General features: G+C 70.0%; 25 protein-coding genes. 12 read left to right on the top strand and 13 right to left on the bottom strand.

Annotated elements, in window-relative coordinates; all coding sequences use genetic code 11:
* Positions 1 to 309: 309 nt before the first annotated feature.
* The gene (locus ACY34J_RS07140; protein ID WP_462725405.1) at positions 310 to 546 is read right to left on the bottom strand and encodes a hypothetical protein; all 237 of its coding nucleotides are present in this window, start codon (positions 544 to 546) and stop codon (positions 310 to 312) included.
* A 230-nt stretch (positions 547 to 776) separates the two neighbouring features.
* On the opposite strand from ACY34J_RS07140, the gene ACY34J_RS07135 reads away from it, so the two are divergent.
* Positions 777 to 1,274: a GNAT family N-acetyltransferase gene (locus ACY34J_RS07135; RefSeq protein WP_462725406.1), complete on the top strand. Its 498-nt coding sequence runs from the start codon at positions 777 to 779 to the stop codon at positions 1,272 to 1,274.
* Positions 1,275 to 1,676: 402 nt separating this feature from the next.
* Here ACY34J_RS07135 and ACY34J_RS07130 read toward each other — a convergent pair whose 3' ends face one another.
* From ACY34J_RS07130 to mptB, 4 genes are all read right to left on the bottom strand, one after another.
* On the bottom strand, positions 1,677 to 2,240 hold the full coding sequence (locus ACY34J_RS07130; RefSeq protein WP_462725407.1) for a dihydrofolate reductase family protein: 564 nt from the start codon (positions 2,238 to 2,240) through the stop codon (positions 1,677 to 1,679).
* A gap of 74 nt (positions 2,241 to 2,314) precedes the next feature.
* Complete coding sequence (locus ACY34J_RS07125; protein WP_462725408.1) at positions 2,315 to 3,100, bottom strand: SDR family oxidoreductase; 786 nt, start codon at positions 3,098 to 3,100, stop codon at positions 2,315 to 2,317.
* A 56-nt stretch (positions 3,101 to 3,156) separates the two neighbouring features.
* Positions 3,157 to 4,440: a glycosyltransferase 87 family protein gene (locus tag ACY34J_RS07120; RefSeq protein WP_462725409.1), complete on the bottom strand. Its 1,284-nt coding sequence runs from the start codon at positions 4,438 to 4,440 to the stop codon at positions 3,157 to 3,159.
* A complete protein-coding gene (mptB, locus tag ACY34J_RS07115; RefSeq protein ID WP_462725410.1) occupies positions 4,437 to 5,861 on the bottom strand; it encodes a polyprenol phosphomannose-dependent alpha 1,6 mannosyltransferase MptB in 1,425 nt (474 codons plus the stop codon). The genes ACY34J_RS07120 and mptB overlap by 4 nt, the downstream gene beginning before the upstream one ends.
* Positions 5,862 to 6,124: 263 nt before the next feature.
* Between mptB and ACY34J_RS07110 the strand changes: the two genes are divergently transcribed.
* Positions 6,125 to 6,958: an NmrA family NAD(P)-binding protein gene (locus ACY34J_RS07110; RefSeq protein ID WP_462725411.1), complete on the top strand. Its 834-nt coding sequence runs from the start codon at positions 6,125 to 6,127 to the stop codon at positions 6,956 to 6,958.
* A gap of 194 nt (positions 6,959 to 7,152) precedes the next feature.
* Entirely contained in the window at positions 7,153 to 7,722 is a 570-nt protein-coding gene (locus ACY34J_RS07105) for an anthrone oxygenase family protein (protein WP_462725412.1), read from the top strand.
* 116 nt (positions 7,723 to 7,838) lie between these two features.
* Here ACY34J_RS07105 and ACY34J_RS07100 read toward each other — a convergent pair whose 3' ends face one another.
* The gene (locus ACY34J_RS07100) at positions 7,839 to 8,324 is read right to left on the bottom strand and encodes an anthrone oxygenase family protein (RefSeq protein WP_462725413.1); all 486 of its coding nucleotides are present in this window, start codon (positions 8,322 to 8,324) and stop codon (positions 7,839 to 7,841) included.
* Between the two features lie 74 nt (positions 8,325 to 8,398).
* Between ACY34J_RS07100 and ACY34J_RS07095 the strand changes: the two genes are divergently transcribed.
* Positions 8,399 to 9,391, top strand: coding sequence for an AraC family transcriptional regulator (locus tag ACY34J_RS07095; RefSeq protein ID WP_462725414.1), 993 nt, complete (start codon positions 8,399 to 8,401; stop codon positions 9,389 to 9,391).
* On the opposite strand, the gene ACY34J_RS07090 is transcribed toward ACY34J_RS07095, so the two are convergent.
* The 6 genes from ACY34J_RS07090 to ACY34J_RS07065 form a co-directional block, all read right to left on the bottom strand.
* A complete protein-coding gene (locus ACY34J_RS07090; protein ID WP_462725415.1) occupies positions 9,354 to 10,064 on the bottom strand; it encodes a 4'-phosphopantetheinyl transferase family protein in 711 nt (236 codons plus the stop codon). The two genes, ACY34J_RS07095 and ACY34J_RS07090, sit on opposite strands and share 38 nt — an antisense overlap.
* Positions 10,061 to 10,963, bottom strand: a complete 903-nt coding sequence (locus ACY34J_RS07085) for an alpha/beta fold hydrolase (protein WP_462725416.1) — start codon at positions 10,961 to 10,963, stop codon at positions 10,061 to 10,063. The genes ACY34J_RS07090 and ACY34J_RS07085 overlap by 4 nt, the downstream gene beginning before the upstream one ends.
* On the bottom strand, positions 10,960 to 11,454 hold the full coding sequence (locus ACY34J_RS07080) for an SRPBCC family protein (RefSeq protein WP_462725417.1): 495 nt from the start codon (positions 11,452 to 11,454) through the stop codon (positions 10,960 to 10,962). Before ACY34J_RS07080 ends, ACY34J_RS07085 begins: the two co-directional genes overlap by 4 nt.
* Before the next feature lie 132 nt (positions 11,455 to 11,586).
* Entirely contained in the window at positions 11,587 to 13,062 is a 1,476-nt protein-coding gene (locus ACY34J_RS07075; RefSeq protein ID WP_462725418.1) for an FAD-binding protein, read from the bottom strand.
* Positions 13,063 to 13,082: 20 nt separating this feature from the next.
* The gene (locus tag ACY34J_RS07070) at positions 13,083 to 14,648 is read right to left on the bottom strand and encodes a flavin-containing monooxygenase (protein ID WP_462725419.1); all 1,566 of its coding nucleotides are present in this window, start codon (positions 14,646 to 14,648) and stop codon (positions 13,083 to 13,085) included.
* The gene (locus ACY34J_RS07065; protein ID WP_462725420.1) at positions 14,645 to 15,550 is read right to left on the bottom strand and encodes a class I SAM-dependent methyltransferase; all 906 of its coding nucleotides are present in this window, start codon (positions 15,548 to 15,550) and stop codon (positions 14,645 to 14,647) included. Before ACY34J_RS07065 ends, ACY34J_RS07070 begins: the two co-directional genes overlap by 4 nt.
* 175 nt (positions 15,551 to 15,725) lie before the next feature.
* Here ACY34J_RS07065 and ACY34J_RS07060 point away from each other — a divergent pair, with 175 nt between their 5' ends.
* From ACY34J_RS07060 to ACY34J_RS07050, 3 genes are read left to right on the top strand one after another with little or no spacing between them, the layout of a single operon-like run.
* Positions 15,726 to 15,986 (top strand): hypothetical protein, encoded by a 261-nt coding sequence (locus ACY34J_RS07060; RefSeq protein ID WP_462725421.1) that lies wholly within the window; start codon positions 15,726 to 15,728, stop codon positions 15,984 to 15,986.
* Between the two features lie 9 nt (positions 15,987 to 15,995).
* On the top strand, positions 15,996 to 16,982 hold the full coding sequence (locus ACY34J_RS07055) for a 3-oxoacyl-ACP synthase III family protein (RefSeq protein ID WP_462725422.1): 987 nt from the start codon (positions 15,996 to 15,998) through the stop codon (positions 16,980 to 16,982).
* Complete coding sequence (locus ACY34J_RS07050; protein WP_462725423.1) at positions 16,979 to 17,737, top strand: SDR family NAD(P)-dependent oxidoreductase; 759 nt, start codon at positions 16,979 to 16,981, stop codon at positions 17,735 to 17,737. The genes ACY34J_RS07055 and ACY34J_RS07050 overlap by 4 nt, the downstream gene beginning before the upstream one ends.
* Positions 17,738 to 18,003: 266 nt before the next feature.
* Here the strand turns inward: ACY34J_RS07050 and ACY34J_RS07045 are convergent, their stop codons facing one another.
* Complete coding sequence (locus ACY34J_RS07045) at positions 18,004 to 18,915, bottom strand: AfsR/SARP family transcriptional regulator (protein ID WP_462725424.1); 912 nt, start codon at positions 18,913 to 18,915, stop codon at positions 18,004 to 18,006.
* Positions 18,916 to 19,235: 320 nt separating this feature from the next.
* On the opposite strand from ACY34J_RS07045, the gene ACY34J_RS07040 reads away from it, so the two are divergent.
* The 5 genes from ACY34J_RS07040 to ACY34J_RS07020 are packed head-to-tail and all read left to right on the top strand — an operon-like array spanning position 19,236 to position 24,365.
* Entirely contained in the window at positions 19,236 to 20,453 is a 1,218-nt protein-coding gene (locus ACY34J_RS07040; RefSeq protein ID WP_462725425.1) for an aminotransferase class I/II-fold pyridoxal phosphate-dependent enzyme, read from the top strand.
* Positions 20,454 to 20,496: 43 nt separating this feature from the next.
* Positions 20,497 to 21,732, top strand: a complete 1,236-nt coding sequence (locus ACY34J_RS07035) for a beta-ketoacyl-[acyl-carrier-protein] synthase family protein (protein WP_462725426.1) — start codon at positions 20,497 to 20,499, stop codon at positions 21,730 to 21,732.
* Positions 21,733 to 21,752: 20 nt separating this feature from the next.
* Positions 21,753 to 22,628, top strand: a complete 876-nt coding sequence (locus tag ACY34J_RS07030; RefSeq protein WP_462725427.1) for a MaoC/PaaZ C-terminal domain-containing protein — start codon at positions 21,753 to 21,755, stop codon at positions 22,626 to 22,628.
* Positions 22,621 to 24,111: an AMP-binding protein gene (locus ACY34J_RS07025; RefSeq protein WP_462725428.1), complete on the top strand. Its 1,491-nt coding sequence runs from the start codon at positions 22,621 to 22,623 to the stop codon at positions 24,109 to 24,111. The genes ACY34J_RS07030 and ACY34J_RS07025 overlap by 8 nt, the downstream gene beginning before the upstream one ends.
* Positions 24,108 to 24,365 carry a phosphopantetheine-binding protein gene (locus ACY34J_RS07020; RefSeq protein ID WP_462725429.1) on the top strand — a complete coding sequence of 86 codons (258 nt, stop codon included), beginning with the start codon at positions 24,108 to 24,110 and terminating at the stop codon, positions 24,363 to 24,365. Before ACY34J_RS07025 ends, ACY34J_RS07020 begins: the two co-directional genes overlap by 4 nt.

Here is a 24,365-nt window from a genome sequence, read left to right as displayed (position 1 = left end):
AACAGCAAAAAGGAGACTTTGTCATCTCATTCAAGACATCCACCGTATCGCTGCGGCGGGAGCCCGTCCTCCCCGCAGCCCAGACGGCTCTGCGCCCAGCGTACGGTCCGCCACGCCGCCCCCACCTACGCGGCGGTGCCCTTGCCGCAATCCTCGTCAGTGCGGGTAATGATCAAGGGACCAGCGCCTCCAGTGCGCGGTCAAGCGCACTCACCCTGTCCTCGCAATCCGGTGTGCGCAGCATCCGCAGCGCCAGCCCGTCCATACGGCGCCGTCCGCCGCCCACGGTTGGACCGCCCGGCTCCCTCCTCACGCCGGCCCGTCCTCGATGTCGATATCCCACACGGCGGGGCCGCCGCCGCGCCACTCGATCAGTTCGGGGTCGTCGAGCTTCTGCACATCCGGGTCCAGCCCAGCCTGGCGCAGAAATTCCGCCATGTCCCGGGGCCCGTAGGCGACACCCAGGATCGCGGCGCCGACCCGGACCCGGCGACCGCCGGTCGGCGCTGGTGGATGCACGACCACTCGGGGTCGCGGTGAGTTCATAGACACCAGCGTGCGGCCGGTCGGCTGCCCGCGCCTCCCGGCCGCCTCTGTTCAGGTGCGTCACACTTGCGGGCTGAGCCTCCCGCCAGCCCAGCTCGTCGGCCGCACCCCGGATCAGGCTGTGACCCGCGGGCGGCGTTGGACATCATCCTTCGCCGAACTCGCGGAGGACCGGCTCCTCCGCGGATAACCGTTGGAGAATGGCGCTGTCGCGAGGGCAGGATGCGATCATGCGCACTGACGTCACGCTGCGGCCGCTCGATGAGGATCTGCTGCACGACCTGTTGGATGCTGCCGTGACCGATGCGGATCCCCGTGAGGTGATGCCCCCGGTGGCCGGGCCCGCTGGGTGGACTACCGAGCGCCGGACGGCGTTCTTGCGGTTCCATCGGTCCAGGTCTCTGGCAGCCGAAGCGGTGGAGACCACCTATGCCATCGTCGTCGGGGGGACGGTGGTCGGGGCTGCTCGGCTGTGCCCGATGCAGGACGCGAAGCATGCCGTCGAAGCAGGGGTGTGGATCGGACGTTCCCACCGCGGTGCCGGTGTCGGCAGCGCGGTGCTCAGGCATCTCCTGGTCCTCGCACGTGCCGACGGCTTCACATCGCTGTTCGTGAGTACCAAGCCCGAGAACACGGCCGTTCACCGACTTCTCGCTGCTCTGGGCGTCGACCTGGTCCGTGACGACGGCACGGTCACAGTCTGGGTGGACCTCGCCGCCAACGGATAGGCCTACGGGGGGTGCCGGTAAGAACGCTGTCACCAGCCGCAAACGGCGGAGATCTTGCGAGGGTGTCACCCGTGTGGGTGAGTCCGGAGTCGTACAGCTGCGCGGGGTGAGGCCCCGAGAGGACGATCGACAACCGTGGCCCGTACCCCTTTGGACCTGGACGACCTGGTCGAGCACTGGACGCTGTTGAAGGACGTTGTTCTGGTCCCACGTCCGGCCCTACGGCGAGGTGAAACTCAACATGACCAGCAGACTCCCGCTCAGCACGAGCTGACCGGTGTCCGGTTGGGGATCCCTTACATACACGGCCTGTGATCCGGCAGGGGTATCACGATCGCCTCGGAACACAGCACCGCGAGATCCTTGGGCGCCCGAAGCCCGCGCCGATCCGATGTCGAGCGCTCAGCGCTTGGTCTCGTACCTGGTCAGGACCACGCCGTCGGGAAACGTCCGGGTCTCCACTAGGGTCAGGTTCACCCAGTTGTCCAGGGCTGTGAAGAACGGCGTGCCGCCGCCCACCAGGACCGGATGGGTGACGATCGCGTACTCGTCGATCAGCCCGGCCCGCATGGCCGCCGCGGCGAGTGTGGCACCGCCGATGTCCATGGGGCCGCCGTCGTCGGCCTTGAGCCTGGTGATCTCGGTGACCGCGTCGCCGGTGACCAGACGGGTGTTCCAGTCGACCGTGCTGGTTGTAGAGGAGAACACCACCTTCGGCATGTCCCGCCAGCGGCCGGCGAACTCGATCGCCGCCGGTGTGGCACCCGGCTGCTTGTCGGCGGTCGGCCAGTGGGAGCTCATCGTCTCCCACAGCTTGCGCCCGTACAGCGCCAGGCCCGTCGCGTCCACCCGGTCGGACCACCACTGGAACAGCTCGTCGCTCGGCACGCTCCAGCCGAGGTCGTCGCCGGGCGCGGCGATGTAGCCGTCCAGGCTCATGTTCATGGCAAAGGTCAGTTTCCGCATGGCGTCAGCCTCCCGTGAGTCGGTACAACCTGCTACTACTTCCGAGCAGTTCGCCGTCCTGCCCGAGGCCGCGTTCAGACGGTGGGAGTGGTGCCGCCGTCGATGACGTGTTCGGCGCCGACGATGGATGAAGCCCGGTCGGAGACCAGGAAGGCGACCAGTTCGGCCACTTCTTCCGGTCGGTTGGGCCGGCCCAGGGGGATGCCGCCAAGGGATGCCATGAGCCGCTCCAGCGCCGCTTCGTGGGTGACCCCCGCATTCTCGGCGATCCGGTCGATGAGGGCGTCGGCGGCCGTGGTCTGCACAAAGCCCGGCGAGACCGTGTTGACGCGTACGCCATGTGGGGCGACCTCGTTGGCCAGTCCCTTGCTGTAGGTCGTCAGCGCGGCCTTGGCCGCGGCGTACGCCAGCGTGCCGTTCCACAGCGGCATGCGGCGCTGGATCGAGGAGACATGCACGATCACCCCCTTGCCCGCTTCGATCATGCTGGGCAGCAGGCCGCGGTCCAGGCGGACCGCGGCGAGAAGGTTGGTGTTCAGTTCCTTGGCCCAGTCGTCCTCGCTCAGGGCCGCGAATCCGCCTGAGGGCGCGTCGGAGGCTCCGAGGTTGTTGATCAGGATGTCGATCCCGCCCAGGCGGTCGAGCACCTCGGTGACCACGGTGGCCGCCCCCTCGGCGGTGGAGAGGTCGGCGCCGATGAAGAGCCCGGGGTCCATGTCGTCCGGCCGGCTACGGGCGGTCACCAGCACGGTCGCGTCTGCTTGGGCAAGGCGCCGGGCGATGGCCGCACCCGCGCCCTTGGTGCCGCCGGTCACCAGGGCCCGCCGGCCCTCGAGGGAGTCGCTGACCGGGGTGGTCACGCTGTGTTCCGTTCCCGGGGCGTCATGTGATACACCGCCTCATACTTCTTACAAGGCTAGTCGTCTTGCAGCGCGGCGGCGGCCGATTCCCGTTCGCTGTGCCGATACGGCGACGAAGATCCGGCTGAATCGGCCGACACGGCCGTCGGTAGGGCGACCAGAAGCAGGAGGCAAGTCCACACATAGGCGTTGCTGCCGAGGAAGCCGCCCACGCCCGAGGCGTCGAACCGCCACAGCCAGACCACGCTGCTGCACAGCAGAACGTACAACGCGCTGGATACGCCCAGCAGTCGGCGTCGCCGTGAAGATCCGGTGGCGGAGCGCAGGCCGGTGTCGGCGAGCACCACCAGAGACGGGATCACCCAGACGAGGTGGTGCACCCATGTGACGGGGCTGATGAGGCAGGCGGCGAGGCCGGTCAGCGCGAAGCCGGACAGCTCGTCGCCCGCCGCGGCGGCCCGGCGGCTGCGGTAAGCCCAGATGCCCAGAACGGCAACCACCGCAAGCGCCCAGACCGTTCGGCTCGGCTCGGCCGGCTGGAGCCGGGCCAGCACCCCCTCCAGCGACTGATTCGACACATAGTCGAGGGTGCCGACCCGATCCGTGTTCCACAGCGCCTCGGTCCAGTAGGTCGTCGAGGCGTCCGGGGCCACCCCTGTGCCGAGCAGGGTGGAGGCTGCCGCGGTGCCCATGGCGACGCCGGCCGGGCGCCACCGCCGGGTGAGCAGCAGATAGCAGATGAAGACGGCCGGGGTGAGCTTGATCGCGGTGGCGAGGCCGATGCCGGCGCCCGCGCACCGGGAGGCGGCGCGAGCGAAGCGGTCCGCGGAGCCGGCGCCGCGCTCAGGCCTACGGTCCGCGGCAAGGAGCCACGCGTCGGCGAAGACAAGCGCCATGAGCAGCAGGTTGACCTGACCGAAGCTGAACGTGTCGCGCACCGACTCCAGCAACGCGAACATGCACCCCGCCACCGCGTAGGCGAACCACGGGGTCCAGCCCTGTCGGCGGATGACCGGACCGACAAGCCAGTACAGCAGCACGGCCGCCGAGCCGATGCCGAGTACCAGGTTGATCGTTACGGCTGCCGGCCAGCTCATCAGGGCCATCGGCAGCATGCACACCGCGGCGAACGGCGGGTATGTGAAGCCGAACTGCGTCCCCGGCCGCAGGTACTCGTAGAGGTGACCGCCGTCATGGATCCAGTAGTTGACGGTTCCGTAGTAGACGCCCACATCGAACCAGTCGCGGTGCAGCGGAACCGTGGCCAGGAAAACCGCTGTGGCGGTGACGAGTACGAGCACCAGCAGCCGCTGCCGTGCTGCCGTCCACGGCCCCCTCACGGCCTGACCGGCGGTCGGGACGCGACCGCGAATCCGGGGGCCAGGTACATCCACCACAATGCGAGCAGCGCCAGCGCGCCACCGCAGATCGCCAGCGTCACCTGCAGACGGTCCGGTGCGAACCCGCTGGGCAGTACGGCCACAGCGAGCACGGCACTGACGGCCGCGGCCCAGCGCCGTACCCGCCCGTCCGGCGCGGCCGCCGCTATCGGAAGCAGCCCCCACAAGACGTACCAGGGCCTGAGCGCCGGCCCGAGAACGGCCACAGCCGCGAGACTCAGTCCCACGGCGTAGATGGGGTGGAAGCGTTTGCGCCCCACCCATACGGCGAGTATGGCGATGGCGGTGGCGGCGAGGCCGAGCCAACGCCACAGGGGCATGGCGACGGGTGCCATGCCACTGCCGACCCAGTGCAGCAGCGCCTCGGTGAGCCGCCCGAGCGTACTGGTCAGCGACCAGTTGTCGGGCGAGACAGGGGTGCCCAACGCCGCTATCCAGCCGTACCCCGTGCCGGTCGCCGCCGTCACCGCGACCGTCACGGCCAGCGCGACCGCAAGGGTGAGCAGCGCCGATCCGGCCGGCCGCGCCCGGCTGGACAGCCGGCCGGACCACAGCGATGCGACGCCCAGCAGCCCCAGCGCGGCAGGCGATTTCACCAGCGCGGCGAGTGTGACGAGCACCGCGGCCCGCACATGCCGTTGGGTCAGTGCCGCCAGGAGCCCTGCCGCGAGAAGCCCGAGCATGAGCGCATCGTTGTGCGCTCCGGCGACCAGATGCAGCAGCACCAGGGGGTTCAGAGCGCCGAGCCACAGGGCCACGGCCGGGTCGACTCCGCAGTGACGGGCCAGCGAGGGGAGGAAGGCGATCATCAACCCCACTCCGAGCAGCGCCACAAGACGCATGCCCAGCACTCCGATGGCCACCTGGGGATGGGAGAGGCCGGCTGCCGCCGTCGCCACGGCGAGGAACACCGGGCCGTACGGGGTGGGTGTGTGCTGCCAGACGGGAGACACCTCGAGCGCCAGCGGCCCGCTCAGGCGGTCGGGGCCGTGCGTGTATACGTCGATCCCGGCGTCGACCATGACACCTTGTGCGAGGTAGCTGTACACGTCCCGGCTGAACAGCGGCGGACCGAGCAGAAGCGGCGCAGCCCACACGGCAAGTGTCACCAACAGCTCGCGGGTGCTGGGAGGTTGTGGACCACTGACGGCCCGCCCCAGCCACCACCAGGCCGCGATCAGCAGGATGAGCCCGAAGTAGGTGCAGACCACGCCGAGTGCGACCTGGCCGGGAGACCGGGCGAGGAGGTCCTGTACCGGCAGGGCCCCGGCAGCGAGGCCGCCCACCGCGAGAGCGGCCGAACCCGTAAAACCGAGCCATCGGCAGCGCCCCGGGGCGACGACAGCGTCCAATGCCAGCACGCAGGGAATCTGTCAGTGAGTGGTGGCCGGGAACCGACGGCGCACTGACCGGCACGTGTCCGACAGTCATCGAGCGATCGTCCGGCCCCGCTTCCGGTGGGCCGCGTACCTGAGACCGACCGCCCAGCGAGCGGCTTCGGTGACGAGTCGGCCTCGGGCGCCGGTCGCGGCTGTGGTCATCCGGCGCCCGGTGTAGACGCACGCGTATGGAATTGAGCTTCGCAGCTATGGCTCGTCTCACCGGGTCAGGCTTGACTGGACTCATGACTGACAACACGCAAAAAGCCACAACGCAGACGACACTGGTCATCGGGGGCACGGGCAAGACCGGGCGCAGGGTCGCGGAGCGACTCGCGGAGCGCGGCCTGCCGGTGCGAGTCGGATCACGCTCCGGCGAGCCGCCCTTCGTATGGGAGGACCCCGCCACCTGGGAGGCCGCGCTGGACGGCGTCGGCGCCGTCTACATCACCTACCATCCGGACCTGGCCTTCCCCGGGGCCGCCGAGACCGTCGGCGCGTTCTCCCGGTTCGCTGTCGGGAAGGGTGCGCGCCGCCTGGTGCTGCTCTCCGGCCGCGGTGAGGAAGGCGCCCAGGTCAGCGAGCTCGCCATGCGGGATTCCGGTGCCGACTGGACCGTGGTCCGGTCAAGCTGGTTCGACCAGAATTTCAGCGAGAGCTTCTTCCTGGAGCCCGTGCTCGCCGGTGAGCTGGTGCTGCCCACCGGGGATGCTGTCGAGCCGTTCGTCGACGCCGATGACATCGCCGACGTTGTCGTTGCCGCGCTCACCGACAGCAAGCACATCGGCAAGATCTACGAGCTCTCCGGGCCGCGACTGCTGAGCTTCCAGGACGTGGCCACAGAGCTGTCCAAGGCCACCGGCCGGGAAATCCGCTATCTGCCGATCACGATCGACGAGTACCGGGCCATTCTGGAGGAGAACGGCCTGCCGGTCGAATTCGCCGACCTGTTCGGCCTGGTCCTCGACGGGCGGAACGCGCACCTCGTCGACGGCGTCCAGCAGGTCCTCGGCCGCTCCCCCCGGGACTTCAGCGAGTACGCCGCCGACGCTGCCGCCACTGGCGTCTGGGCGGTCTGATCCCACGCTGCGGCGGGCTCCGGCGTACCGGCGCATACCGCCGGCGGAGCCCGCCGTCAGCGGAACCGCCCCGTGCCGCACCGCGCTGGCGAACGCCTCGCGGCCGGCCGGCAAACGAGCCGGCAAGCACGGCATGGACGTGCCACCTTGAATCGCCCACGCACGACCGCTCTGCGACCAGACAAGGAAGCCTGATGCACACTGTCCAGGGAGCTACCGGCTACCGTGCCGACCTGCCGGCCGGCCCACGCCACTCGGCGGCCGGGCCGGTGCTCGCGGCTGCCACAATCGCCATGGGCCTGATGGCGGGCCTCTTCTTCGCCTTCGACGTCTCCGTGATGCCCGGACTGCGTCGAGGTGACGACCTGACGTTCGTGACCGCCATGCAGAACATCAACAAGGCCATTGAGAACGGCCTGTTCGGCTTGGTGTTCGTCGGCGCGTTCGTGGCCACGGGTGTGGCCGCCGTGATCCAGCAGCGCCTCGGCCGGCGCGGTGCCGCCGCGTGGGCCTGGGCGGCGCTCGCCCTCTACACGGTTGCCCTGCTCATCACCATGGGCGTCAACATCCCGCTCAACAACGAGCTGGAACGCGCCGGGAACCCCGCCAGGATCGCCGATCTCCATGCCGTCCGGGACAGGTTCGAGGGCGCGTGGGTGGCTGCCAACGTCTTCCGCACCCTGGCCTGCACCGCGGCCCTCGGCTGCCTGGGCCGCGCCCTGACCCTGCACGGCAGGGGCGGGGCCCGGTTCGCCCAGAGCTGACAGCCGTCCGGCTCACCCCCATGAAACGGCGCCCGCCCTCCGGACCCCCCGCTGCAGGGCGGGCGCTTTCTTTCGCACGCCTTCCTGTGCGCACGGCCGGCAGTGCACGCACCGGATCAGTGGAGCACCAGCGCCCAGCACAGACAGCCCAGCGCGGCCGTCGACAGCACCGTGCGTACGGTGTTCCACCGCACCCATGCCGCCTCGAACTTCCTGCGCACCGAGGCCTGGTCAGCGATGCGCTCGGGCGGCCCTGCCGCGGCCAGCTCGTCGTTGAGCGGGATGTTGACCCGCCGGGTGATGGCGATCACGGCCAAGTACAGGACGAAGGCAACCGCGACCGGGACCACGACCTGCCGCTCGTCGCCGATCAGATGCAACGCCGTCGCCACGCCTGTCGACAGCAAGGCGCCCACGAAGCCAAGGACGAACCACCCGTTGAGAATCGCCACGTTGATGCGCTGCATGACGTCGATGAACGTCCTGTCGTCCGTGCCGCGCAGCCCAGGCATGACTGAGCAGGCGTAAGCGTAGAAAAGGCCGGTGACCAGCCCCATCGTCATCGTCGCCGCCACCAGCGACACCGTTCGCGCCAGTTCCATCATTGCGCCTCCATGGTGAGATTCTTACGCACAAGGAAATGTGAATTCATTCGTCGGCATCTAAACTCTGAGGCATGGACACACTCACGGCGCTGCTGGAAGGGCCGAAGGCACGTGGAGCGTTCCTGCTGAAGTCCGTCTTCAATCCGCCGTGGTCCCTGCGGATCGAGGACCGCGCACCGGTCTCCGTGGTGACGATGGTGCGCGGCGAGGCCTGGGTGCTCCCGGCCCACAGCGCGCCGGCGCTGCTGCGCCCCGGCGACGTCGCGGTCATGCGGGGTCCGCACCCGTACACCATCGCCGACTCCCCCGACACGCCGGTCCAGATCACCGTCGGTCCCGAGCAGCGCTGCAGTACCACCCAGGGCGAGGACGTCACCGAGAGCATGTCCCTGGGGGTGCGTACCTGGGGGGACGACATCCAGGACGGTTCCGCGGTGATGCTCAGCGGAACCTACCAGGCGCCCAGCGAGATCGGGCGGCGTCTTCTCGACGCCATGCCCGAGATGCTGGTCCGGCCCGCGGAGGCCGGGGACAGCACGCTTGTGACGCTGCTCGTCAGTGAGATCGCGAAGGACGAGCCCGGCCAGGAGCTCGTGCTCGACCGCCTGCTCGACCTGCTGCTGGTCAGCGTCCTGCGCTCCTGGCTCGCCGCACCCGGCCCCGGGGCCCCCGCCTGGTACCGGGCCCAGAGCGATCCGGTGATCGGCCCGGCGCTGCGGCTGCTCCACGAGAATCCGGCCCACGCCTGGACGGTGGCCTCGCTCGCCCTCAAGGTCGGCGTCTCCCGCGCCGCGCTGGCCCGCCGCTTCACCGCGCTGATCGGGGAGCCCCCGATGGCCTACCTCGCCGCCTGGCGGCTCACCCTCGCGGCGGACCTGCTGCGCGAGCCGGACTCCACGGTGGCCACGGTGGCTCAACGGGTCGGATACAGCAGTGGCTTCGCGCTGAGCGCGGCTTTCAAGCGGGTGCGCGGTATGAGTCCCCAGGAGTACCGCACCAGCGGCCCCGCCGCGGGGGCCCGGCCGCTCAGTGCGCCGCCACGAAGCGTGGTGCTGGCTCCCTGAACGGGGTTGGCATACCAGCGCCGGCGGGCTGTACGACCACCGTGACCAGCAGCCCGTCGCGCACCAGCCAGCGGCCGGTGAAACAGGTCGCTCCCGCCTGGCCGGCGATCGGTCCGACGCGCACCAGCCGGGCCGAGAACGTACCGTCACGACTGATCTCCACATGGGCGTCCCTGACCGCCAACCACCGGTTGGTCAGCGGAAACCAGGTCTTGTACACCGCTTCCTTGGCCGAGAACAGCAGCCGGTCCCAGCAGATTCCGGGCTCATCGGCGCTGAGCCCGGCCAGCAGTGTCCGCTCCTGTGGCGAGGCGACCAGGCCCAGCACGCCGTGCGGCAGCGGCAGCGCGGGCTCCGCGTCGATACCGATCCCGGCCAGGTCCCTGGACCGGGCCACCGCGGCTGCTCGGTAGCCCTCGCAGTGGGTGATGCTGCCCACTACGCCGGCAGGCCACTGGGGCGCGCCACCGAGCCCCGGAAGCAACGGGGCCGGCCGCAGCCCGAGTTCCCTCAGCGCGCGCCGGGCACAGGCACGCGCGGTCGCGAACTGGCGGCGCCGGCTGGGCCTTCGGCCCGCCATCAGCGCGGCCTCCTCCGGGAACAGCGGGGCGGGCGCCAGGTCGTCGAAGGCCTCGGCCGACCCGACGCCCGCGGGAAGGATCTCCTGGATCACTTGGTACGCCCGCGCCGGGGACGCCCACGGTCGGTCAGCCGCGCGACCGCCCGTACCACCGCGTCCGGTTCCTCCAGGGGCAGCATGTGCCCAGCGCCGGGCACTTCCTCGAAACGGGCATCGGGCAGCGAGTTGGCCACCGCACGTCCGAGCGCCGGAGCGACGACCCGGTCGGCGGAACCCGCCAGCACCACGGCGGGCAGCCATACCGACGCCAGGCCGGCGCGCAGGTCCATCCCCCGCGACGCCCGGAAGCACTCGGCGCGCACCCGCGGCGAAGTCGCCGCGAACATCTGCCGGTTGACCTCGAGCGCCTGGGGATCCGGCCGCTCGCCCACGGTCTGCCGTAGCAGGCGCCGGCCCAGTCCCTGCCGGGCCAGCGCCCTGGAGAACAATCCGCTGCCCATCATGCGGACTTCGCCCTCGCTGGTGTCCTGGTCGTGGGCCGCGGTGCCCAGCAGGACCAATGCGCCCAGTCGCCCGGTGGCGGCCCGCGGACCGGCCGTGGCGTATGCCATGGCGGCGAAGCCGCCGCCGGAGTGCCCGACGACGATCGCGTCCGAGGCGTCCACGCCGTCCAGCACCGCCGCCAGGTCCTTGCCGAGCCGCTCGATGCCGATCGGCTCCCGGCCCAGCGTGGAGGCGCCGTGGCCGCGCTGGTCGTACAGGACCACCCGGTGGCCGGCGCGGACCAGCCGGTCGGCGACCGTACCCCACACCCGGCGGCTTGCGGCCCAGCCATGCACCAGTACGACCGTGGAGCCGTGGCCGTCCTGGGCAGCGGCGGGAGCGGGCGGGGCCAGGACGGTGACCGCCAGGCGGGCACCGTCGTCGCTCTGTACGGCGGTCTCCGCGACAGCCGGTGGCGCGGCGGCCCGCAGGCCGGTCGACACGGTCATGACGCGCTCCCCACCGTCGCCCGCTCCTTGGCGAGGTACATATCCAGGGCGCTGAACGCCGCTTGGGTCGCCTTCGAATGCTCCGCGCCGATGTCGGCGACCCGGGCCAGCAGCTTCAGCCAGCCGTGGGGCCGCCCGCGGAAGTGCATCCCGAGACGGGTCCTGCGCCCTGCGTCCAGCGGTTCGAGGATGAACTCGCTCCGGCCCCGGAAGACACCGTCGACGTACTCGACGGACAGGCTCCGGCCGGGGTCGACAGCACCGGTGCGGGCGGTGAACCTCAGCTTGAGTCCGCCGCGGTCGACGCCCCGGGTGTGGACCGTCACCCGGACCTCGCCGCCCAGCCGGTCAGGCGAACCGGAGGCGGACGAGAAGGTGTTGTGCGGGACCCACCAGCGGGCGGCACCGCGGAATTCGGCGATGAGCGCATCCCAGACAACACCGGGTGGAGCGTCGATCACCGCCTCGTCGATAAGGTTGTAACCGTTCATGGCAGCCTCCCTGCAGACGGCAGGATCGATGGGACAACCGCGGTGCGCCGCAACGGGGACTCAGGGCAGGTGCAGGCCCCTCCGGAGGACCCGCACCGCCCTGACGGCCGCTCGGCAGCGCGCGGTCCGGCTTCAGACGAAGAAGCCCTGACCGGGGGTGAGGACGTTGGCCGCGTCGTAGCGCTGCTTGGCGTTCACCAGGTCGGACCAGCGGGAGCCGAAGTGCCGCTTCCAGTCGGTGGGCGTCATCCTCGGAATGGCGCCGACCAGGTACCGCTTGGCGCCGATCGCCACGCTCGCGTCGTACAGCCGGCGGTTCTGCTCCAGCATCTTCGGGATGTCCGCGCCGGGTTCGGGGAACCGCAGCAGATCGAAGAGGTAGCCCACGGGCTCGTTCGGCTGCACCGCCAGCGGGCGGGTGATCTTCGACGTGAAGTACGGGTACAGCAGCAGGAAGCCCCCGCCCAGATCCGCCGAGGTCAGCTGGGACTCGACCAGCTGCATGAACTCCTTGGTCTTCGAGGCCGGGAGGTACAGGCTCAGCCAGGGCTTCGGCTGAGTCCAGTACCCGGCCTGCTTCAGGTAGTCCGCGTAGGCGTCGAGCCGGAACACGTAGTCGCGGTAGGCCAGATCGTCGAACACCGCGGACGGCCGGTCGTCGCGCAGGCCGGTGATCAGCCTCGCCCGGTCAGGAGCCGAGCCCGAGTAGTAGGCGACGGCCTCCATCCTGTACCGCCAGCCCGAGTTGTCGGCCTTGCGCAGCACCTCGCCCGTCTGGGCGTGGAATCGCCCATCCGCCAGGACGCGCTCGGAGTCGGCGAGGTACGTCGCCAGATCGTCGTAGTAAAGGCTGAAGACGGCCGCCCGGGCCGGTGCCGGCTCCAGCTTCACCTTGGCGCGGACGATGATCCCGCACTGTCCGCCGCCGGCCAGGACCGCGTTGAACAGCTCGGGCCGGATCGAGGGACTGGCGGTGACCAGCCGGCCGTCGCCGGTGACAACGTCGACCGACTGGACCGTGTCCACCTGCAGGCCGTACTTCTGCACGGTGCCGCCGACACCGCCGACGCTGAGCGTGCCGCCCACCGACAGGTGCAGATAGTCGGTGAGCGCCGGCGGTGTCTTGCCGTACGCCAACGCGGCATCGGTCAGCTGTCCCCAGGTGACGCCCCCCTCCACCACGGCGCTGCTGGAGCCGATGCTGATAATCTTCGACAGGCCGCGGGCATCGATGGAGATGCCGCCGGGCACCTCTGCCTGGCCGTAACTGGAGTGCGATTCAAGGTCGTTGCCGGTGCCGCTGCGCCCGTTCATGGCGATCTTCAGACCGTTGGCCCGGGTGTAGTTGACCATCTTGACGATGTCCTGCACCGACCCGGGGCGCAGTACCGCCCACGGCGTGCCGGTCACCATCCGCCCGAAGTCGTGTCCGAAGGGGGCGACCGCTTCCGGAGAGGTCTCCAGCGTGCCGTCCAGCGTCGGCAGCGGCGCCACACCGGCGCCGGCCTTACCGGCGGCGGTGGCCCACGACTGGCTCGCCGTGCTCCAGCCGACGACCGCGGCGGCAACGCCGCCCAGGACCGTACGCCGCGAAAGGGGGCTGCTCATGGGTGTCTGTCTCGCTTTCGTCATGCGTGGTTCAGGGCCGGTGTGCCGGCGCCCAGGGTGGTGGCGAGCTGGTATTCCCGCAGGTCGAACCGCTTGGTCTGGCGGCGGAATCGCCAGGTGTACGTGGGCCAGATCGACGGGTTGCGCCCGTGCTCGTCGAGATACCAGCTCTTGCAGTTGCCGGCGTTCCAGACGGTGCCGGCCAACCGCTCCTCGAGCCGCGCGTTCCACGCCGTCTGGGCCTCTCTGCGGACCTCGACGCTGGACAGACCGCGCCGCTTCATGTGCTTCAGCGCGTCCAGCACGTACGCGATCTGCGCCTCGATCATCACGACCTGGGAGGAGTGGCCGAGGGTGGTGTTCGGGCCGAGCAGCATGAACAGATTGGGGAAACCCACGACCGTGGTACCCCGGTGCGCGGACATGCCCTCTTGCTGCCATACCTCGCGGAGCGGCACGCCGCCGCGGCCGAGGATCCGCCGCGCGACCGGCCGGTCGGTGGCCTGGAATCCGGTGCCCAGGATGATGGTGTCGACCTCGCGCTCTCGTCCGTCGGCCGTGACGATGGACTTGGCCCTGATGTAGTCGATCTTGTTCGTGACCAGCTCGACGTTGGGCTGCTGAAGCGCCGGATAGTAGGTGTTGGAGAACAGCAGCCGCTTGCACGCCATGACGTAGTCCGGCGTGAGCCGGGCCCGCAGCTCGGGGTCCTTGACGCTCTTCTTCAGATGGTCGCTGGCCATCTTCTGCATCTTCGCCGCGACCTTGGGGCGGGCCATGACGAACGCCAGGATCTCGCGGCCCCACATATTGAAGTTGCGGCGGAAGTTCTGGTAGCCGGGCACCTTGTGGAGCAGCCAGCTCTGCATGCGGCTGGTGGGCTTGTCGTTCTTGGGGCCGATCCACGGCGGGGTGCGCTGGTAGAGGTCCAGCTGTCCCACCTCGGGCTGGATCTTGGGCACGAACTGGATGGCGGAAGCGCCGGTGCCGATCACGGCGACGCGCTTGCCGGACAGCTCGTGGTCGTGGTTCCAGCGGGAGGAGTGGAACACCGTTCCCGCGAAGTCCTCCAGACCGGGGATCGCCGGAACGGCCGGCTCGCTCAGATAGCCGGTGCCGCTGACCAGGACCTGGGCGGTGTAGTCGCCCTGGGAGGTCTCGATGTGCCAGCGCCGGGCGTGCTCGTCCCAGCGTGCCTCGAGAAGCTCGTGCCCGAAGCGGATGTGCGAGCGGACCCCGAAGCGGTCGGCGCAGTGGCGCAGGTACGCGTAGAGCTCCTCCTGGCTGCCGAAGGTGCTCTTCCAGCCCGGGTTCTGGGCGAAGGAGAACGAGTACAGGTGGGACATGACGTCGCACGCGCAGCCGGGATAGCTGTTGTCCCGCCACGTGCCGCCCACCTCGTCGGCCCGCTCGAAGACGAGGAAGTCCTCGATCCCCGTCTGCAGCAGCCGGATGGCCATGCCCAGCCCGGAGAACCCGCTGCCGATGACGGCCACCCGCAGATGCCGGCTCGGGCCGCCGCCGTCCCGCTGCGCGGCCGGCTCGCTGGGTCCGTCGCTGCGTACTGGTCCCAGAGTGCTCGTCACGACGGCCTCCCTGGTGCGGCGGGCCGACGGGCGATGGTGATACGGAAGTTGTTGAAGAACTTGTCCTCGAGCGTGTACGCGAAGATGTCCAGGTACCGCTCGAAGCGGGCCACAACGTCCGCGCCCTCGAGGGCGACCGCCTCGTCGCGGCGCTCGGCCAGCAGCTCCAGCCAAGCGCGGCAGGCCTGAGCGAAGGACTCCCGCTCGTTGACGATCTCGACCACATCGAACAGGCCCTCCATGCCGAGGGCCAGCTCGTGCAGATGTGGAATGTGGCAGCCCTCGAACTCGGAGCGCTGAAGGAACTTCAGGTCGTCCAGCAGCTGCCGGTTCATCGGCAGCGCCTCGGCCGTCATGGTGTGCAGTACGAGCCGGCCGCCCGGCTTCAGCGCCTTGTGGACCTGGCCGAAGAAGGTGCGGTACCGCTTGGTGCGCTCACGCGGCGGAAGGCTGGAGTGCACGAAGTGCTCCAGCGCGTTGATGCAGAACGCGGCCTCGTACGGCTCGCCGGTCTCGTGGTCCTCCCAGCTCTCCACCCGCGTCTGGATCCGCGGGTTGCCGAGTTCGGCGATGAACGCCTCCTGGGTGCGGCTCAGGGTGAGGCCGACCGCCTCCCGCACCCCGTGCACGGTGGTGAGCCGGTGGAGCATCGTGCCCCAGCCGCATCCGATGTCGAGCACCCGCTCGGCGCCCGCGGCTCCGGCGAGTTCGACGAACGTGTCGAGCTTGCGCTCCTGGGCCTGGTCGAGCGCGGCCCGAAGCTCCTCGCCCTCCTCCCAGTACCCACCGGAGTACATCATGGTCGGGCCCAGCAGGAGGCGGTAGAAATCGTTGCTCACCTCGTAGTGGTGCCTGATCGCCTCGACTTCGGGGTTCACCGATCTGGATGCGACCGTCGTCATCCTCGTCCTCATTCCTGTCCGGCTCAGTGCTTCCGACCGTCAATGCGGTGAGGAAAGCAGGTGGCTCGCAACGGATCTGCAAGACGGGGCGCTATGGCCGTGTTGCGGCCCGATTGCGCAGACCGCAGTTCCATGCCTGTTCAGGAATCCGAAGCAAGTCAGAGAGGACGACGTCATGTCGCTGCCGACGATCGAAGAACTGGCGAGCCAGCTTGAGGCCGTGTCAGGCGCCAAGGAGGTCGACCCGGACCACCCGCTGCAGCACATCGCGGACGTGGACTCGCTGGACCTGATGGAGTGGCTGTACGGCTTCCAGAACCAGTACCCGCACATCCCGGCCGACGAGTCGCTCTTCGCGGACATCGACGACACGACCACACTGCGGACCGTGTACGAGCGGATCGTGGCGCTCGTGCCGCAGCCGGCGCAGGGCTAGCGGGCGCCCGTGAACGGCTTCGACATCGCCGGGTGGGGCATCGCCGTACCCGAGCGCATCGTCTCCAGCGTGGAGCTAGCACAGCGCTTCGGCGTCGATGAGCACTGGATCGTCAGCCGGTGCGGTATTCGCGAGCGACGGGCCGTCGGACCGGGGCAGACGACCGCCTCACTGGCCGTGGACGCCGGTCGCCGCGCACTGGACAAGGCGGGACTGAGCGGCAGCGACATCGCGCACCTGATCGTCGCCACGGCGACTCCCGAGCAGCCCTCGCCGGCAACGTCCGCGTTCGTCCATCACGATCTGGGCATCGCCGGCAGCGCGCACGATGTCAACTCCGAGTGCTCGGGGTTCGTCTACGGGCTGGTCTCGGCGATGGCGCTGATCGCCATCGATCCGCGTCCGATCCTGCTGATCGGGTCCGACACACACACCCTGACGGCCAACCCGGACGACCGCGACCTCAGCATCCTGGTCGGCGACGGGGCGGGCGCGGTCGTCCTGGTGCCGAGCGCCGACAACCGGGTGCTGGCGTGGAACCTCGGCGCGGACGGTTCATGCACGGGCAGCCTCAAGGTGCTCGCGGGCGGCAGCCGTATGCCGACCAGCGAGGAGACGGTGCGTCAGAATCTCCACTACGCCGAGATCAACGGCAACGAGATCTATCTCAACGCCGTCCGGTACACGGTGCGCACGGTGCGGGAAACCCTGGAGGCCGCCAAGATCGACGCGGCCGACGTGGACCACATCATTCCGCATCAGGCCAACATCCGGATCATCAATTCGATCCTCCAGCACACCGGTCTGCGGCCGGAGCGGCTGGTCACCAATCTGGAGCGGTACGGGAATACCGCCTCGGCGTCGATCCCGATCGCGCTGGCCGAGGCGCTCGACGCGGGTCGCATCCACGATGGCGAGCTCGTTCTGCTCGCCGGCTTCGGCGCCGGAATGACGTGGGGGTCGGTCCTCCTGAAGTGGGGCGGAGACACGAAATGAGCCGTGACAGCCGGCCGGGCGGCAGCCGTCCCGAGCAACCGGTGGCCCTCGTCACCGGAGCATCCGGTGGGCTCGGGCAGGCCCTGGCGGTCGAACTCGACGCGCTGGGGTGCCGGGTCGCCGTCCACTACAACACCTCGGAAACAGGGGCTCGGGCAGTACAGGACAAGCTCCACAACGACTCGGCCGTCGTGACCGCCGACGTCTCCTCATGGGAGGCGGTCAGCGCGATGTACGACGAGATCACGCAGCGGCTCGGCCCCGTCGACGTGCTCGTCAACAACGGCGCCGTGCGCAAGGACGCTCTGATGGCGATGCAGTCGCCGGCGGACTGGAGGCAGGTGATCGGCACCAACCTGATCGGCCCGTTCCACACCGCGCGGGCCGCGGTCCCCCATATGCTCCGGCAGCGGTGGGGGCGAGTGATCAACATCGTGTCGCCGTCCGGCCTGATCGCGACGGCGGGGCAGACCGCGTACTCCTCGTCGAAGGCGGGCCTCATCGGGTTCACCCGCACCCTGGCCGCGGAGTGCGGGCGGCGCGGGGTGACGGTCAACGCCCTGTCGCCTGGCTTCATGATCACGACGATGACGCAGGCGCTGCCGGCTCATGTCATCGACGGCATCCGGGGGAAGGCTCCCATCCCCCGTTTCGTCACGCCCGAGGAGGTGGCCCGCAGCATCGGCCTCTTCCTGGAGCAGGACTGCATGACGGGCCAGGTCATCAGCATCGACAGCGGGGTCTCCATCACCTGAGAGGTGTCGATGCCGCCGGTGCCCGGCGACCGGTACGGCCGGCACGGCACGCGGCACGCCTGACACAGCGTGGGCGAGGGGGTCCGGCAGTTGCTGTCGGGCCCCTGCGCTGTTTCCCCTGTCGTCCTCTTCCACTCGGTGTGTGGGGCAGCCTCTGGGAGGCGCCCCCGGGCTGCCCCCAGTGCCGGCAGGGGGAGAAGTCTGGTGGGGGGTGGAGAAGAGCTCAGGAGGGGCTGGAGCAGGAGGCCCGGGACGGGCAGTCGGCCCTAGACGGGCCAGCCGTCCAGCAGGCCGGCGTGGCGCTGGATGAGCGGTTCATGGGGATGCGACCGCACGGCCGATACGGGATTGGGGGCCTTCAACACCCCCATCAGAACGGGGTCCAGATCAACCGCCCTCCGGGGCTCGGGCCGCCGGGGCTCCGGACTGTGCAGCAGGTCCAAGTACGCCGCCTGGATCTCCGGTGCCGGATCTATGCCTAACTCCTCGGCGAGCACCTGTCTCAGCTCGTGGTACGAGCGCAGCGCCTCAGCCCGGTTTCCGGCGGCCACATGCGCCGCCATCCGGCACCGGTAGGCGCTTTCCCGGAACGGCGCACTGCGCACCGCCTCATCGGCGTACCGCAGTGCGTGGTGCTCGTCACCGAGGGCCGAGGCGGCCAGGCTCGCGGTCTCCAGCGCCGCCAGCCGCAGCGCCTCCACGCGCTCCCGTACACCGGTGACCCACTCACCGTCATGGGCCGTCAGAAACGAACCGCGGAGATTCGCCACGGCGTCGGTGGCGAGCTGCCGCGCCACGGCGAACACCCCCTCGGCGAACGCCTCGGATGCCTGGGTCACCGCTGCCTCAGCGCACTCGACGTCGACCTCCGCGTGGGCGGGAAGCCGCAGCAGATAGCGGCCGCCCTGCGCGATGAGCGGATCGGCTGCCGGCTTCTGCATGGGGTGGGTGACGAACGCACGCACCCGGCTGACGACACTGCGCAGCGCCGAAGCCCAGGTTTTGGGCAGCCCGCCGGGCCACACCGTGTCGGCGAGCTGATCTCGGCTGGTGCCGCTGGATCTTTCCAGGATCAGCCGCGCGAAGGCCACTTGAGCCTGAGCACTCGAGAGGTATCGCGGTGGCGCACCGTCGTGCTCGATCGTGACGAGACCTGTGAGTCTGATCAAAATCAACACTCCCCCTTGTCATCGGCTGCCGCCGAAAACGCGGCGGCATACGCCTGCCGGCGATTACGCGCCAAAGGCACGCCAGGGATGCCACCACGCCGAGGAGTTCAATGAAAAGTAAAGGAAAACGAATAGCAGACAAAGAACACGCAACTCCGCTTCCGGAATTTGACATTCCGGCGCCTTTCTGGATCACGGAAAACCGTTACTTCGCACTTGTGTTGCGCACGCCTTGCGGGGGCTCACGTAGATATCTCGTCGCAGTCGCACGTGAGTGTGCTGTTGGAGCGAGCCGCGAAAAGGCACGGAAACCGGATGAGGAGACGCTTGTGAACGCATCTGGGGGATGGGAACGCCTCGAGCCCAAGCTGGCCGCTACGCGGCAACGCGTCCAGTCCCTGGAGTGGGAGCCCAGCCGCCGTAACAGCTTCGTCGCGTACACGGTCGAGCGCGACACCGCGTACGCGGACGTCGACGGCACCCGCCTCCTGATGATGTCGGGCTACAGCTACCTCGGCCTCGCGGGCGACGAGCGGGTGGTCACGGCGGCCAAGGCCGCGATCGACCGGTACGGCACCGGGAACCACGGCGTACGGGCGCTGGCCGGATCCATCCCACTGCACGAGGAACTGGAGGCGGAAGTCGCCCGGTTCGCCGGCCGCCAGGACGCACTCGTCTTCGGTTCCGGCTATGCCGCCAACGTCGGTACCGTCGGCGCCCTCGCCGGCCCCGGCGACACCGTCCTCATCGACAAGTACGACCACGCCAGCATCGTCGACGGCTGCCGGCTCAGCGGCGCCACCGTCACCCGGTTCCGCCACAACGACGTCGACCACCTCGACCGGCGGCTGGCCGCGGCCGACCCCAACGGCGTGCGGCTGGTCATCGTCGACAGCGTCTACTCGATGGACGGCGACATCGCTCCGCTGCCCGGGCTGCGCCAGGTGTGCGACGCGCACAACGCTCTGCTCATGGTCGACGAGGCCCATGCGCTCGGCGTCATCGGGGCCACCGGCCGTGGTATCGAGGAGCACTTCGACGACGCCGTGAAGGTGGACATCAAGCTCGGCACCCTCTCCAAGGCCATCCCCTCCATGGGCGGCTGGGCGGCGGGCACCAGCGAGCTCATCGGCCACCTGAAATACGCGGCGCGCCCCTTCCTCTTCTCTGCCGCCCTCGCCCCCGCGCAGGCCGCCGCGGCGCTGGAAGCCCTGCGCATCCTCGAGCAGGAACCCGAGCGCGTCGCCCACACCCAGCACGAATCAGCGCGGCTGCGCGGCATCCTGGGCGAGGCGGGCATGTGCACCGGCGACAGCGAGACCGCGGTGATCCCGCTCATCGCGGGCTCCGACGACGCCGCGTACGACTACGCCACAGCCTGCCGCCAGGCCGGGGTCATCGGCCTGCCGGTGGTCACCCCGGCCGTCCCCAACGACCTGGCGCGGCTGCGCATCGCCGTGACCGCCCGCCATACCAAGGCGGACATCGACTTCGCAGCCGAGGCGTTCCTCCAGGCCGCCCGCGAGTGCCGCCTCATCCCGGCCTGAGACACGGCCTGACCCCGGCCTGACGAGACGTACGGGAGCCGAGATGCCAACCCCGCCCAGAGCCCCGGTCGTGATCACCGGCATAGGTGTGGTCACGCCGGCGGGCTGCACCCCCGACGACCTGTGGGCCGCCCTGCGCGCCGGCCAGTCGACCGCCGCACCCCTCACCCACCTCGACCTGACCCGGCACCGGGTGCGGATCGGCTGCCGGGTCCGCGGGCTTGACCAATCCGGCCTGGTGCCGGCCAAGGACGCCCGCCGGATGGACCCGTTCGCCCACTACGGAACCACCGCGGCGCTCGCCGCCCACCGGGACGCGGGCTCGCCCGCCCCCGAACCGGGCCGCTCCGCGATCGTCGTCGGCAACGCCGTGGGTGGGCGGCACACCAGCGACCAGGAGTCACGCCATTTCACCGAGTCCGGGCCGCAACGGGTCAACCCGCTGATGCCGCTGCTGACGATGCCCAACGCGGCGGCGGCGCAGATCGCCATGCGGCTCGGCTGGCAGGGCCCCGCCCTCACCGTCGCCACGACCTGCGCCAGCGGCGCCGACGCCATCGGCCACGCCGCGCTGCTGCTGCAGACCCACCGGGCGGATGTGGTGATCGCCGGCGGCTGCGAGTCGACCCTCAGCCCCGTCACCCTCGCCGGATTCGGCAACCTCAACGCCGTATCCACCCGCAACGACGAGCCCGAGCGCGCCTGTCGCCCGTTCGACGCCGACCGCGACGGCTTTGTGATGGGAGAGGGCGCCGGCTTCGTGGTCCTCGAACGGCTCGACGACGCCCGGGCGCGCGGTGCGCGGCCCTACGCGGAGGTCGCCGGCTACGCCGCCACCGCCGATGCGTACCACCTGTCGATGCCACTGCCAGACGGCGCGGGAGCTGCCGCCGCCATGACAGGCGCCATCGCGGACGCGGGCCTGGCCCCCTCCGACATCGTCCACGTGAACGCGCACGGCACCTCCACACCGCACAACGACCGCGCTGAAGCCGCCGCCCTGCATGCGGTGTTCGGCGCGGACGGGCCGCCGGTCACCGCGCCCAAGAGCGTCATCGGGCACTTGATCGGGGCGGCGGGCGCGGTCGAACTGATCGCGGCTGTGCAGTCCATGCGGGCGTGCGAAGTACCGCCGACCGCAAACCATGAACGACTGGAGCCAGGGATGGAGATCGACGTGGTCCACACCAGCCCACGCAGTGTCGCCTCGGGGCCCGCGCTGTCGAACTCCTTCGGTTTCGGCGGCCATAACTCCTCTGTGGTGGTGACGCCGGTATGAGGACAACCAAACGCGGTGGGATGACGAGCTCGCGCATCGGCTGGACCGCCGAGCACACCGCCGCCGCCGAACGCACCGTCACCCCCGAGGAGATCGCCGCCTACCGCGCTGCCGTCCGGGCCGGCCTGCCCGCCCCGGCCACAGCGCAGGCATCCCCGGTCCACACCTTTGTCCTCGCCCACACGCTCGCCGACGCGACGGTTCGGGCTCTGGCCGCGAACGAGGCGGAGCCTCCTGCCGTGGTCCACCTCAGCCAGGACATCCGTACCGAGCGGCCGGTCCGGCCCGGCGAGCACATCACCATCGCGCTCGATGTGCTCGGCGTACGACGCGAAGCGCGCGGCGCACGCGTCGCCCTGCGCACCCGCCTCACCGGCGACGACGCCGCGCCCTTCGCCGAACTGATCACCAGCGTGCTGCTGGCCGGCGCCACCTCGCTCGACACCTTCGGCGAGATCGGCGCCCCCACCGCCCCCGCCCCGTCCGGACCGGCCGGGCAACCGACCACCGTCACCCACCGCTTGACCACGGAGTGGATCCGGCGGTACGCCCAGGCCTCCGGCGACGACAACCCCATCCATCTCGACGCCGAAGCAGCCCGCGCCGCGGGCTTCGAGTCGGTCATCGCCCACGGTATGAGCGTGATCGCGCTGGTCTGCGAGGAGATCACCGACCGGCACGCCGACGGGGACGCCTCCCGCCTCCGCGTCATCAGCGGCCGTTTCTCCGCCCCCGTCTCCCCCGGCGAACCCCTGGAGACCCTCCTCCAGCCGGATGCCGCCGGGCAGCTCGTGCGGTTCACCTGCCGCACCCCCAAGGGACCTGCCGTGAAAAGCGGCTGGGTGGAGATCGCACCGGCAGCGGCCAGACCGGAAAGAGAGGCCGGCGATGACTGAGGGACTCGGCCTCATCGGCGGCATCCTCTCCCAGACACGTGAACGCCCCGACGCACCCGCGCTGATCTGGAACGGCCGGGAGACGACCTACCGCGAGTTGTACGTGGCGGCGAACCACCAACGCGCACGACTGGCGCGGCTCGGCCTCTCCCCCGGCGAGCCCGTAGGCATCCTCGCCCCCAAATCGCCTGCCGCGGTGGCCCTGGTGCTGGCCTGCCTGCTGGCCAAGCGGCCCTTCCTGCTGCCGTCGCCCGCGCTCGCGGACTCCGTGTTGGCGGATCTGTTCGCACAGGCCGGGTGCCGCCATGTCCTCGCCGCCGGCGGCGAGCCGGAGCCGGTCCTGCCGGGCGGCACCGTCACGCCCCAACCGCTCCCCGGTGGTGTGACGTTCATGCTGACCACATCGGGCTCCACCGGCCTGCCGAAGATCGTCCCGCTGGGCCGGCAGGCCGTGGACCGCTTCACCGCGTGGGCGGGACCGGCTTTTGGCATCGGCCCCGGCACGACGGTGCTCAACCACGCACCGCTCAACTTCGACCTGTGTCTGCTCGATGTGTGGACCACGCTGGCGTACGGGGGCCGCGTCGTCCTCGTCGACCCCGGCCTCGGCGCCAGCGGGCGGCACGTGGTGGACCTCCTCGTACGCCACGAGGTGCACGTCGTACAGGCAGTGCCCATGCTGCACGGGCTGCTGGCCGAGGCTGCGCGCAGAAGCGGTACGGCGCTCCCGACGGTCCGGCACGCCGTATTCACCGGCGACGCCATCCCCGACCGCACCCTCGCCGAACTGCCGCGGCTGTTCCCGCAGGCCCGGCTGTACAACATCTACGGTTGCACCGAGACCAACGACAGCTTCATCCACGAGGTCGACACCAGCGCCATCACCAGTCGGCCGGTCACGATCGGGATGCCGCTGCCGGGTGTGCAGGCGCTGATCCTCGATCCGCACGGCGCCCTCGTCGAAGGGCCCGGCTCCGGCGAACTCTACGTCTCCACGCCCTTCCAGTCGCCCGGCTACCTCGACCGAACGCGGCACGCGGACAAGTTCACCGGCCATCCGCTGGGACTCGACGACCGGCGCTGGTTCCGCACCGGCGACCTGGTGCGGCGCGACGCCGACGGCCGCCTCCACCTCACCGGCCGCCGCGACCACCAGGTCAAGGTGCGCGGCGTCGCCGTCAACACAGCCGAGATCGAGCGGGTCCTGCTCGCCCACCCCGAGGTGCTCGAAGCGGGCGTGACCGCCCTGCCCGACCCACTGGCCGGTCGCCGGCTGGTCTCCGTGGTGCGGTGTGCTCCCGGTGCCGCCGTCAAAAGCCTTGAGCTGCGCACGTACTGCGCACGACGCCTTCCCCGGGCCGCCGTCCCCTCGGTGCTGCGGATCATCGACGAGCCGCTGCCGAAGACGTCCACCGGAAAGGTCGACCGCACGGCACTCGCCACCCTCACCGAGTTGTCCACAGCCAAAGGAAGATCGTCATGAGCCACAGCGAGACCATCAAGCAGTTCGTCATCGAGGAGTTCCTGCCCGACCTCAGCTCCCAGGAGCTCTCGGACGACCACGACCTGCTGTCGGACGGCGTCATCGACAGCCTTGGCGTACTGAAGCTGATCGCCTGGGTGGAGGACCACTTCGAGCTGGCGGTCGGCGACGCCGACCTGGACCCGGACAACTTCCGCAGCGTGTCGGCGATCGACGCCTTCATCGCCGACGCGGGCAGGATGGCGGGTAACTAG

It is taken from the genome of Streptomyces sp. HSS9-12, assembly GCF_054963655.1.
Note: the sequence above shows the minus strand (reverse complement) of the source record. Positions and strands in the feature narration are given on the sequence as shown.